The following is a 12,252-nucleotide window of genomic DNA, read 5'->3' on the forward strand; positions in this document are numbered from 1 at the left end:
CACCTCATGATTCATGTCCAACACCTGACGAAGGCTTACGAAGACCTTCGTCGGGGACGTTTCTTAGCCGTTGACCACATTTCGTTTTGTGTCCAACCAGGAGAAATCTTTGGACTGCTCGGTCCCAACGGAGCCGGCAAAACAACTGTGCTGCGAATCCTTTCGACCGTGCTGCGTCCCAGTTCTGGCATCGCAACGATCGACGGCTACGACGTTTCGCATGAGCCCGCCGAGGTCCGTCGCCGCATCGGTTTTGTCAGCAACAACACCGCGATTTATGACCGAATGACGGCCTGGGAAATGGTCGGCTACTTTGGACGGCTTCACGGCATGCAACGCGACGAGTTGAACGATCGACTCGAAAAGCTGTTCGGCCAACTTCGCATGAACGAATTTCGCGACGTGCCCGGCAGCAAAATGTCCACGGGGATGCAGCAAAAGGTTTCCATCGCACGGGCCTTGGTGCACGACCCTCCCGTGCTGGTCTTTGACGAAGCGACCCTGGGTCTGGACGTGTTGGTTGCTCGCAATCTGTTGGAAGTCATTCGCGAACTACGCGAAGCAGGCAAGTGCCTGATCTTTTCGACTCACATCATGAGCGAAGTCGAACGTTTGTGCGATCGAATCGCGATCATGCATCGTGGCCGCATCCTGGATTCAGGAACGCTGGGTGAACTGGTCGACCGGCACGAAGAAGAGAACTTCGAGGAACTTTTCTTCTCACTGCTCAACGAACATGAAACGGCAGAAGCAAACGAACAAAACGAAGGGCTGGGAAGCAATCCATCCCCGACTGAAACGCTCGCTACCACGGAGGCTGTTCGATGAGTGAATCGTCCAAACAAAAACGCGAACGAGCTGCCAAGGTCAACCGACCACGACTCGAAACGATTGGCTTGATCTACGCGCGTGAGATGCGAGATCAATTGCGAGACCGTCGAACGCTGTTCACGATCATCGTCTTGCCGATCTTACTGTATCCCATCGTCGGAATGCTGCTGTTGCAGATCGCTCAGTTCACTCAACAGCACCCAATTTCGGTCTGCGTGATCGGAATGGAACATGTCCAATCGGCCGCGGTCGGCGACATTCCACCGCTGCTGGTTGAAAAGGAAGCCGAAGAGGAAACGAACAAACCGGAAAAGGCGTTGCCGCAATATCGATTCGCCGACGCGGTATCCGAAGGCGTTCAAAATGTGAACGTGACGACGTATCAAACCAGCGAACTGCAACGCACCGGCGATTTGAGCGAACGAAGTGAAACCTGGGTTCGCGATGGGATCTATGACTGCGTGGTTTGCTTTGAAACGCCTTTGTCAGGAGTCGACCTAACGCAGCCCAATCAACAGGGAACGATCGGACTGTTTTACAACGTTGCATCCGATCAATCGTTGGTCGCCCGAGAACGCATGGCGTCGATCTTGAATCGTTGGCGCGGCACATGGGTTCGCAATCGATTGTCATCCGCAGGGATGGAGCTTTCGGTATTGGACCCGTTCCAAGTTCGTGACGTCGACATCGCACCGGAACGAACTCGCGAGGCCGCGTTCTGGAGCAAACTTCTGCCGTTCATCATGCTGATCTGGGCAATGACCGGTGCGTTCTATCCCGCGATCGACTTGGTCGCCGGTGAGAAAGAACGCGGCACTTTGGAAACATTGCTCTGCAGCCCCACGCTTCGAAGCGAAATCGTCTGGGGCAAACTCGGCGCCGTGATGTCATTCAGCATGATGACCGCGATCCTGAATGCTTGTTCGATGCTGGTAACCAGCACGTTCGTGTTCAACCAAATCGCGATCGGTCCCGCCGGCGGATCCATGGGGACGCCGCCGTTGATTCCGATGCTGTGGTTGTTTGTCGCGCTCGTTCCTTTGTCAGCGTTGTTCAGTGCATTGGCCCTCGCGGTCGCTGCGATGGCACGCAGCAGCAAAGAAGGCCAGTACTACTTGATGCCGTTGATGATGCTGACGCTGCCGCTTGTGCTGCTTCCCATGTTGCCAGGCACAACGCTCAGCCTCGGCACCAGCTTGATCCCCGTGACAGGAATGTTCCTGCTCGTTCGAACGTTGGTTGAAGGACACATGTTCGAAGCGCTCACGTACGTTCCGACCGTCGCACTTGTCACCGGCATCTGCTTGTGGATGGCCGTCCAATGGGCTCGGCGTCAATTCGAATCCGAATCCGTTTTGTTCGGCGACGGCGATCAATGGGAACTCGGAGCATGGTTCCGACACCTTTGGCGTGACCGCCAATTGGCCGCCACTCCCACCGTCGCGTTTGGCTGCGGAGCCGTCGTTCTGGTTGGACTGTTCTTTGGCAAGTTGGCAGTGACCGAGATGCCAACCACGTTCTCAGGAATCGCAACGCTGGTCCTGATCCCGCAACTTGGATTGATCCTGGGCCCCACGTTGTTGATGTCGATCATGCTGACAACATCACTTCGCACCAGCCTGCGGCTCAGCCTTCCGAGCTGGCGAACTTGGCCTGTGATCGGTGTGCTGTGCGTCATGCTTCATCCGCTGTACATCCAATTGGCAGGATGGATCAGCACGATGTATCCGCTCAGCGATCAGGCTGTTGAAGCCATGCTGCCATTCACCCAGCAGATCGCATCGGCACCATGGACATCCGTGATTCTGTTGATGGCATTCGTCCCTGCGATCTGCGAAGAGATCACGTTCCGTGGATTCATCTTCGGTGGACTGGTTCGTGGCGGTCATCCGCTGCGAGCTGTGTTGGTCACCGCATTGATGTTTGGTATCTCACACGGTGTTCTTCAACAATCAATCTCAGCGACCTTCATGGGAATGTTGCTCGGCTGGATCGCTCTTCGAACCGGTAGCGTGCTGCCGGGCATCGCGATTCACTTTTCCAACAACGCGATGTCAGCATCACTCCAGCGTGTCGCCGAATTGGATCTGCCAGTCATGAACGAACTGATTCAAAACACTGCCAATGGGCCAGCGTACCATCCTTACTGGACCGCTTGTTGCTTCATCGTGTCAGCGGCATGTCTGGCCGGAATCTACCGGATCACGCAAGACGTGGACTCCATCAACAGCAGCGATGCATTGGCCGACCGAGTGATCCTGGGCGGCAACGCAACGGACCCATCACTCAAACGACTGACAGCTGCGACTCAGTGACCAACGCCTTGACCGTCTACCAATACCCACGCGACTGCGGTGCGTCGCTGGGAACTGGAGCCGATTGAAAGCCGCTGATTCGACCAGAGATTCGCGGTGCGTTTTCGCCGATGGGTTGTCCCGATTCATCGAACTGTGGCGAACCGGGAATACTTCCGACGGAATCGTTCAGGGTAAGTGGGCCACGCGGCGGTTGCAGCAACCAAAGCATCTCCAACGTCTGCCCGGACACCGGTACCGACACGCTGTGAGGAGCCGCAAACAGACGCATCAGTTGCGTCGCGGCAATCTGCTGCGGACCGGTCATCACAATTGGCTGGCCTCCGGCGCACAACATGGTTCCCGGTGGCATCTTTTCAAACCCACGCTGGCTGTTGCACAAGCCTTCCATGGCGAGTTTGCCATCGTACAAATCGAAGTCGATCGCGATCAAATCAAATTGAAAGTCTTCGGGAACGGCGGTGGACAATTGGCATCCCAAGTCTTCGGCCAATCGCGGCAACAACGATGCCGAGATCCAACCGCGAGAAACCTGGACCACTCCGTCCACATCGACCACGCCTCCGCGAACAATCTGGCAACGGTTCAATTGCAACGACGCTTTGCCAACCAAACGGTGCGGCAAGAACTCAGTCATCCTCGCGAGGTCGATGTTCTCGATCCGAGCGCTGCTGAGATCCAACATCCAGTTCAATCCGCCGGCCCCGCCGCCATATTGATTGGGTACCTGAGCGAGCTTCGCGGCTCCGTGAAACGTTGCTTCGTCGCCAAGTTTTTGAAACGCGGGATGATAACCAGCCAGCCAAGCCAGCGGTGCGTTCAGCTCACCCGTCCGCAACGAAACAATCGTCCGAGGTTGAGCCTCATCGCGACGCCGCTTGATTTCGATTTCCATCGGCTCGATGTCCGGACGCTCACCCGCCAACATGCAACTCAGCATTGCCGTGACCTGTTTCTCGTCCGGCAAAATGGTTCCGTCTAAATCGCGAATCGTGAGCTGCGAATGAGCGGATTGGATGGTCAGGTCATCAGCCGCCAACCGGATCGGATTCATTGTGTGTTCGGGTCGGCAGAGGAACCGGTCGTGCACCAGCTGCCAAACGTCATCAAGGTACTCTGCACGGATCTCGGGTTGGCTCAACCGCACGACGGTTCGATTGTCTTCTTGAACCCAAGAAACAATCCGGATGCGGCCGATCGATTGTTTGGTCTCGTTGTCTCGCAATTGGACGTCGCCCAGCTGCCACGTCGATGGGCTGACACGTTCGAGCGAACCGATGCGAACATCCAAACCTGTCTGCAAAGCCAGCGAGGCTTCGGTCGCGAGAACGCATCGACGGTGATACCACGGCGACCACAACACCAAAATGATCAACATCGTCACGCAGGTCGGAACCGCGCAGCAGGCAACGAACAAACTTCGAGCCACGGCTCGCATCGTCCGTTCGTGCATTCGGCGAATCCTTCGCGCTGCATGTGCTGGGTTGACGAAAACGTTTTCTCAACGAGGCATCGCGTCCGCCGCCATCGATGGCTGGCATCCGCGTTAGGCAATTTGCCGATTGGCTTTTGAGACCTCGTTGAGTCTCCGTTTCACGATTGCGACCATACTCAACTCGTTCCGCGAAAGGACAGATCGAAACGGGCTGGATTTTGTTTCGGTGGACGACCATTTCACGCTCGCAAACCATCGTGAAACTCGTCTTCGCGAGGTTCGCTCAAACAAGAAACGAAGAAGTCGTGAAACTGACGTGAGAAGAAACCATCTTTTGCTCAGGCATCAAAATTCAACCTACACGCGGGATAGCCCTCACCACGATGGAAGCGAATGCTGGCGAGAGGCTTGCTAGCATTCAAACGAACAATCCAGTGGGCACAACTCCGGCCAGAATTCATCGACGAAGCAAGCCGTAGCGGAAGATGCATCCGAGAGCAGCGACGCCATCACGCCAACCGATCTTTTTGCCTTCGTCGTACCAACGATGGTGATAGCGAATCGGCCGTTCCGTGAAACGCAGATTCTTTCTGGCCCAACGTGCCGTCACTTCGATCTCGATTCCGAATCGATTTTCTTTCAGCTTTGGCAGGATGTCCAAAAAGTTTTCACGGCTAGCCATCTTGTAACAGGTCTCGACGTCACTCAGCCGCGGACCAATCGCGACACTGGCCAACCACGAGATGAACCCGTTGACGGCTTGGTGCCACCAAGGAGAGACCTGGCGGTCGCAATGGCCGTAACGCGTGCCGTAAACCACGTCGGCTTCACCAGCCAACAATGGCTGCAACATGACCCGAAAGTCACCTGGATCGTATTCGCTGTCGGCATCCTGAATCACGATCACGTCGCCTTCCGCCGCTTCAATGGCAGTGCGGATTGCCGCACCTTTGCCACGGTTTTCGGGATGACGAAGCAACGTGACTTGGTGGTCATTTTGACATTGTTCGAGGGTTTCCCCTGAGCCATCGTTCGATCCGTCGTCGACCACGATGATTTGCATCGGTAGTCCGGTGTTGCGCAGTGAGTTGAGCACCGATTCAACGGTGGAGCATTCGTTGTAGACAGGAACGATCACCGACAAACGAAACTGATCTGGCAGCGGATAGATCGAAAGCGCGCGACAAGCATCGGGGCCAATCGTTTGACGCATGCGAGCAACGTATTCGTCGCTGAACCAATAGCCGGGATCAACGGCTGAATCGACACCCAATGACGGGGGATTCAATTGCGGTTGCGATTCGTCCGATACGACATCGGAAGGCGCATTCAATTCGTTCACGTGCGTTCACCGGATGTTGCATCAACGACTGAAACGTCATCGAGTTCGTCCTTCGGACAACATGCAACAACAAAGAAAAGGAAACCTGTTTGCGCACATCATACGACACTTCGCATCGTCGATGTTGTTGCTTCGCATCCACGAATGGAAGTGAGTTGCTTCCCAAGTTGGTTGACAAAAAAAACTTCACTCGAACGAGTCGCATTTTCCAATGTCAAATCAATCGACCGGTCGACGCGAATGATTTTTTGATGACTTTGTTGTTGACATTGATCGACCGTCACGCCAAATTTTCGCTCGCTTGACCCACACATCTTCGATCCCCACACACACTTGTGCGGCGGTTGCATTGAACGTTCTGTTCAACCGATTGTGGTCGATGATTTGTCTCTTCTAACGGAGTGTGTTCGATGCGGTTTGCCAGAGTTCCTTTTCAGTCTGTCAATCACCGATCGCCCCACACTTTCTTCGACGTTTCCCCTTGGCAAGCGGGGTCGCCATCCGGCGTCATTTGATTGACTCGGCATTTTTCCATTGACTAAATCATGGCGAAGGGCCTCGCCATGTTTTTGTTCGTCACAACGATTGTGAACGATTCACGGGAGACGGTTTGGACTCCACGTCGTCGCTTCATTGCTTCGATTGACACGGACGTCACTCCCTTCATTTCGATGTTGCCCAACGATGCTTCTTGATTTCTCTCACGCAATCAAGGTGCATTGGTGAACTTGAATTCCGATCGCCGACAAGGATTGTTTGCATCGGGTAACAATTTGAATTGGTAGCACAGCGAAGCCAGTTTTGCATGAAGCAAAACTGGCTCGTTTTTTTATCTTCGCGTTCACTCGCACGAAGGACGTTTTCTCACGTCCTGCAAACCCCAAAATTCACGGTCCGCTTGCAGACCGTAGAATTGAGGCTCAAAGCAGCGCCACCTCTGCCGATCGAGGAATCGCGGCTGCCGCCATTTTGCGGGCTGGTTGGCCACAAACGCCGCACCCGTGCCCTCTTGACGCTCCGTCGATGGATGCCACCATAAGCGAAGATTTCACCCCGCCCGTCCCCGCTCTCCTTTACCCCCAAGAAATCCCATGCGTCGCGCGAAAATCACCATTGTCGGAGCCGGAAACGTCGGTGCCACCTGTGCTCATTGGTGCGCGGCAGCCGAACTCGGCGATGTCGTTCTGTTGGACATTCCCCGCACCGAGGACATGCCTCGCGGCAAGGCTTTGGACCTAATGCAAGCCTCACCGATCATGGGGTTTGATTCGAACATCGTCGGCACGACCGACTACGCCGACACAGCCGACAGCGACGTGATCGTTGTCACCGCCGGCCTACCACGCAAACCCGGCATGAGCCGCGATGACTTGTTGGCCACCAACGCGAAAATTGTGACCAGCGTTGCGGAAGAAATCAAAGCGACCAGCCCCAACGCGGTGATCATCGTCGTCAGCAACCCGCTCGACGCGATGGTTCAGCAGATGTTCAAAGTCACCGGCTTCGAACCCGCCAAAGTCATCGGCCAAGCTGGCGTCTTGGACACCGCTCGATACCGAACATTCCTGGCAATGGAATTGGGCGTCAGTGTCGAAGACATCAGCGCATTGTTGATGGGTGGACACGGCGACACGATGGTGCCGATCCCAAGCTGCACCAGCGTTGGCGGCATCCCGATCACTCAACTGATCTCGAAAGAACGCCTGGACGAAATCGTCGACCGAACTCGCAAGGGCGGAGCCGAAATCGTATCTCTGCTGAAAACCGGCAGCGCTTACTACGCTCCCGCCGCGGCCTGTGCCCAAATGGTCGAAGCGATCGTCAAAGACAAGAAGCGAGTCATTCCTGTCGCCGCTTACTGCGATTCGGAATACGGCGTCGGTGGCTACTACGTCGGCGTCCCGGTTGTCCTGGGCAGCGGTGGTGTGGAACGCATCATCGAATTGTCGCTGACCGACGAAGAAACCAAGGCCTTCCAAAACAGCGTCGACGCGGTCAAATCGCTCGTTTCGACCATGGACGGACTGCTCGCTGAGTAGCGATGAGAATCTGAATGCTATGAAGTATTCGGATGGATCGCACCAGATAGGCTGATTTGACAATCGCCAACGGATCAATCCGCCAGTTTTGTCTGGCGGGTTGCCTTCTCTCTTTCCGTTGATCGGTTAACCTAGACTGGCCCGCCCCCGTCGAGGGAGCGGTCTCCCATTCGCTTGAATCTCCTCGGAGCCTTCCCGATGAAACGCAGTTGTTTCCACCTTTTGATGGCTGCCGCGTTGGCTGTCGTTTCCGTCTCGGCCCACGCCCAAGACGAAGAACTTCCCAAGGCATCGCCCGCGAAAGCCGAACCGACCAAGGCGGCTCCGGTTCAAGACGCAGGCCTATCGTCCAAGGCTCGGCCACTCAGTGTGACCGTTGGTTTGGTCAACGATTCCAAAATCGAAGGCACGCTGACCGACACGACTCAGTTGCAAATGCAAACGTCGTTTGGCACCGCCAGCATTCCGTTGTCGGAAGTTGCCGGCATCCGATTCGCCTCTGCCAACGACGCGACCACCACCGTCGTCATGCTCAATGGTGACTCGATCACCGGAGCAACAGACGTCAAACTCATCACGGTCGAAACCGAATGGGGCACGGCGTCGATCAATGGACCCAGCATCGCGTCGCTGATGTTTGTTCCCGGCCTCAGCTGGAACCCATCCGACGGGCTAAATGGAAAACGCTGGAACCTCAGCGACATCCAAAAGAAGGACACTCCCCAACGCCCTTCGACGAATCCATCGAATACCCCGAGCACTCGTCCATCTGGCACACAACGTCCCGCGGCTGTCAGCACACCATCGTTCAATCAACCGTTCTTTCCGAACCGGTGAACCTCGGTGACCCGTTCGCGGTCAATCAAACTCCACGACGTCCAACCCAACATCCCATTTCGGCTTCGCCCGGAATGGGATGTTGTCGTGAAATGACTACAATGCCTGCTCCCCCGACTGCTCATCCAACATTCTTCTCCGAGTTGATTCGTTGCTATACCGTCCCGCGCTTTCCAAGATGAAACCGTATGTCCCGGGGGAACAACCTCCGCCGGGCAAATTCATCAAGCTCAACACAAACGAGAACCCGTATCCACCACCGGCGCCGGTTGTCTCCGCGATCCAAGCCGCCGCGACCGGCCCGCTGAATCGCTACCCCGACCCGATGGCGACTTCTTTCCGACGAGCCGCCGCGAATGCCTTGGGATTGCCTGGACCGGAATGGGTCCTGGCCGGTAACGGCAGCGACGAAATCCTGACATTGCTCGTTCGTGGATTCGTCGGTGAGGGCGAATCGCTGCGTCTGCCTTACCCCAGTTACATCCTGTATCGCACTTTGGCCGATATCCAAGGTGCAAACTGGGAACAAGTCCCGTTCAACGATCCTTGGGAACTTCCACAGTCGTTCGGCGAGAATCGCGACGACCTGAAACTCGTGCTGTTGCCCAATCCGAACAGCCCCAGCGGGACGATCGTTTCCAAAAGCCAGATCGCTGAACTATCGAGCTCACTGGACTGCCCACTGGTCGTCGACGAAGCCTACGCCGACTTCGCGGAAGACAATTGTCTCGACCTTGTCCAATCCGATGAGAACATCCTCGTCACGCGAACGCTTAGCAAGTCGTATGGGTTGGCGGGCATTCGATTTGGCTTCCTCGTCGCGCAGCCGCAGGTGATCGCGGAACTGACCAAAATCAAAGACAGCTACAACTGCGACGCGATCTCCATCGCCGCCGCGACCGCAGCGATGGGATGCCAAGATTGGTTGTCCGATGTGATTGCAAAAATGAATGTCACTCGCGAACGGATGACGCAGCGTTTGCGAACACTCGGGTTCGACGTGACACCATCGCACGCGAATTTCGTGTGGTGCCGCCATCCCGAAGGAAAACACGCGGAAATTCACCAGTATCTCAAACAAAGCCAGATCCTGATCCGATACATGGACTTTCCCGACTGGGGCGATGGACTGCGAATCAGCGTCGGGACCGACGAACAGATCGATGCGTGCTTGTTGATGATCGAGCGAGCGATGCAGTCACTCAACTTTTCTCTTCCCGCCCGAGCGGACTCAACATGACCTCTTCCAATTCCAACTCGTCACGCGAAGTCAGCCTCGAACGCAAGACTGGCGAGACCGAAATCAAACTCTCTGTCAATCTTGATGGCAGCGGTGCGGGAAAACGAAACTCCGGAATCGGCTTCCTTGACCACATGCTGGATCTGCTGGCCAAACACGCGTTGATTGACTTGACCGTGGAAGCCAAAGGTGACTTGCACGTCGACGATCACCACACTGCCGAAGACATCGGCATCGCTCTCGGCACCGCGGTTGACGAAGCCCTCGGCAACCGCGCGGGCGTGCGTCGATACGGCCACTTCACGTTGCCGATGGATGAATGCTTGGTTACATCGGCGGTCGACATGGGTGGACGCTATGCGTTCGAATACAACGCTCCCATCGCGGCATCCAAGATTGGCACCTTCGACAGCGAATTGGTCGAACACTTTTGGCAATCCTTCGCCGTCAATGCGAAGTGCAACTTACATGTCTTGTTGCACTACGGAAGCAACGCTCACCACATCAGCGAGTGTGTCTTCAAGGCGACCGCGAGAGCAATCCGCATGGCAGTCGAGAGCGACCCTCGCAGCGATGCCATCCCGAGCACGAAGGGCGTGCTGTAAGCGACCGAGCAGAACTGTTCAGCAGCAATGAATTGCTGCATTACTCACTCAGTTGAACGCAAACTTTGCAGGACTCGCTCGACCCAATTCCAACGCTCGGGATCCTCACATCGAAACCGAATTTCGCGGGTCCCGGAATCAGGCAAGTCCGCCTGGATGTCAATTTGCATCCAAATCGCGTCCGGTGGCATCGCTTCCGCAAAACGATCCGCCCATTCGATGACCGTCCAAGCGTTGGGCTCTTGGTAACACTCTTCCAAACCCAACTCCCACCACTCGTCCTCATCGCCAACGCGATACGCATCAACATGGTGCAACGTGTGATGCTGTGCGTGATAGGTTCGCAGCAACGTGAACGTAGGACTGGTCACTTCTGATGCATCCAAACCCATCGCTCGGGCGAGCTCTTGTGCCCATCGCGTCTTGCCCGCACCAAGTGTTCCGGTGACGGCAAAGCAGACCGGGAACGCAATCGGCTCGCGAACAAAAGCGTCCGCGAGCCGAGCGAGTGTTTTCAAATCAACTTGGTCGAGTGTGACCAAATTCAATCCTCTGACTTCGATTCCAGTGGGTCGGAAACTCAGGGAGTTTCTGCGGTGCCGGTCACGTTGTCCGAAGGCATTTCAGCAGCGCCGGTGGCGTTGTCGCTGACAACAGGAGCGGTGTCGGTGTCGACATCCACGTCGGCTGGTGGAGCTGGCGGTGGGCAACCAACGGTTGTGGCCAGCAATGCAAGTGCGAATACGCAACGAAGAGTTTGTTGAATCATGGTGACTCGGGAAGGAAGTAGGTGGGACAACTTGAGATCGATTCGGCAACCCGAATTCGCTTTCCAGCCTTTAGATTAGCAAAACGTTCATAAATTGCACCCTCTCGTTGCGAGAATCCATCGCAACAGGCCGTTCGTGGCGTTCAGCCAACCCTTGTCACCTGCCTAAACCTCATTACCTTCCCAAAGTCGGCGATGAATCCATCTGTCATGACTGCTTCCAGACTGCAAAACACCGCTTTCGTTCGGTCTGCCAAAATCGTTTCGAGCCGCGCGTTGACGTTTCTATCCTGCGGGATTTGATCAATCCCCAATCAGACTCCCTCTCGAACGGGTCGATACCACCACCGAAATCAGTCCATTCACCTGGGTTTACCTATGAAATCGACCGTCCCTTATTTGTTCGCTTTGTTGATCGGTGCAACCTTGGCCCCAGCTGCTTCGGCACAGGGATTGGACGATCTCTTTTCGGCTTCGCCACAACGAGACACGCCCCAAAGAAACGCTGAGCGTTTGGCGTTGCCTCCAATGACGCCCGCGGTAGCCGACGTGGAAGCCGATCCGGTGGACAGCCCATCGGATCGCAAACTGGTCCACTCCGCCGGCTCGGTCGCGGAAGAAATGCCATCGATGGCGATGCAACTGCGTCAGGCGCGTGCTCTGGAAGCATCACGACAACGTCAAGCCCGCCTGGAAGCGTCGTACTGGGCGAGCAACCCGAACTTGCGTCCCGCCTGGGACAGTAACTTTGGCCAGCACCAGTATCGCAATCGAATCATTTACTACGTGCCAGCGTACATTCGCAATCGCTGATCGCGAAAGCAACGGGGTCTGCTGAC

At 55.7% G+C, this 12,252-nt stretch carries 11 protein-coding genes; 7 read left to right on the plus strand and 4 right to left on the minus strand.

The window, feature by feature from the left end; translation table 11 throughout:
- Positions 1-6 precede the first annotated feature (6 nt).
- Together CEE69_RS22910 and CEE69_RS22915 are read left to right on the plus strand one after the other, a co-directional pair.
- Positions 7-828 (plus strand): ATP-binding cassette domain-containing protein, encoded by an 822-nt coding sequence (locus CEE69_RS22910; protein ID WP_099262937.1) that lies wholly within the window; start codon positions 7-9, stop codon positions 826-828.
- Positions 825-3,146: an ABC transporter permease subunit/CPBP intramembrane protease gene (locus CEE69_RS22915; RefSeq protein ID WP_099262938.1), complete on the plus strand. Its 2,322-nt coding sequence runs from the start codon at positions 825-827 to the stop codon at positions 3,144-3,146. The genes CEE69_RS22910 and CEE69_RS22915 overlap by 4 nt, the downstream gene beginning before the upstream one ends.
- A gap of 16 nt (positions 3,147-3,162) precedes the next feature.
- Here the strand turns inward: CEE69_RS22915 and CEE69_RS22920 are convergent, their stop codons facing one another.
- Positions 3,163-4,599 carry a hypothetical protein gene (locus tag CEE69_RS22920; protein WP_233215545.1) on the minus strand — a complete coding sequence of 479 codons (1,437 nt, stop codon included), beginning with the start codon at positions 4,597-4,599 and terminating at the stop codon, positions 3,163-3,165.
- A gap of 439 nt (positions 4,600-5,038) precedes the next feature.
- Complete coding sequence (locus tag CEE69_RS22930; RefSeq protein WP_099262941.1) at positions 5,039-5,923, minus strand: glycosyltransferase family 2 protein; 885 nt, start codon at positions 5,921-5,923, stop codon at positions 5,039-5,041.
- A 1,091-nt stretch (positions 5,924-7,014) separates the two neighbouring features.
- On the opposite strand from CEE69_RS22930, the gene mdh reads away from it, so the two are divergent.
- The 4 genes from mdh to hisB all read left to right on the plus strand — a co-directional run bounded on the left by mdh (position 7,015) and on the right by hisB (position 10,644).
- Positions 7,015-7,962 (plus strand): malate dehydrogenase, encoded by a 948-nt coding sequence (gene mdh / locus CEE69_RS22940; RefSeq protein ID WP_099262942.1) that lies wholly within the window; start codon positions 7,015-7,017, stop codon positions 7,960-7,962.
- A 198-nt stretch (positions 7,963-8,160) separates the two neighbouring features.
- Entirely contained in the window at positions 8,161-8,799 is a 639-nt protein-coding gene (locus CEE69_RS22945) for a hypothetical protein (RefSeq protein ID WP_099262943.1), read from the plus strand.
- A 151-nt stretch (positions 8,800-8,950) separates the two neighbouring features.
- Positions 8,951-10,039: a histidinol-phosphate transaminase gene (gene hisC, locus CEE69_RS22950; RefSeq protein ID WP_099262944.1), complete on the plus strand. Its 1,089-nt coding sequence runs from the start codon at positions 8,951-8,953 to the stop codon at positions 10,037-10,039.
- Positions 10,036-10,644, plus strand: coding sequence for an imidazoleglycerol-phosphate dehydratase HisB (gene hisB, locus CEE69_RS22955; RefSeq protein WP_099262945.1), 609 nt, complete (start codon positions 10,036-10,038; stop codon positions 10,642-10,644). Before hisC ends, hisB begins: the two co-directional genes overlap by 4 nt.
- A gap of 44 nt (positions 10,645-10,688) precedes the next feature.
- On the opposite strand, the gene tsaE is transcribed toward hisB, so the two are convergent.
- The gene (gene tsaE / locus CEE69_RS22960; RefSeq protein WP_099262946.1) at positions 10,689-11,192 is read right to left on the minus strand and encodes a tRNA (adenosine(37)-N6)-threonylcarbamoyltransferase complex ATPase subunit type 1 TsaE; all 504 of its coding nucleotides are present in this window, start codon (positions 11,190-11,192) and stop codon (positions 10,689-10,691) included.
- A 32-nt stretch (positions 11,193-11,224) separates the two neighbouring features.
- Entirely contained in the window at positions 11,225-11,413 is a 189-nt protein-coding gene (locus tag CEE69_RS22965; RefSeq protein WP_099262947.1) for a hypothetical protein, read from the minus strand.
- 378 nt (positions 11,414-11,791) lie between these two features.
- Between CEE69_RS22965 and CEE69_RS22970 the strand changes: the two genes are divergently transcribed.
- Positions 11,792-12,226, plus strand: coding sequence for a malate synthase, glyoxysoomal (locus tag CEE69_RS22970; RefSeq protein ID WP_099262948.1), 435 nt, complete (start codon positions 11,792-11,794; stop codon positions 12,224-12,226).
- Positions 12,227-12,252 lie beyond the last annotated feature (26 nt).

Origin of the sequence: Rhodopirellula bahusiensis, from assembly GCF_002727185.1 — a bacterium.
GTDB classification, from domain to species: domain Bacteria; phylum Planctomycetota; class Planctomycetia; order Pirellulales; family Pirellulaceae; genus Rhodopirellula; species Rhodopirellula bahusiensis.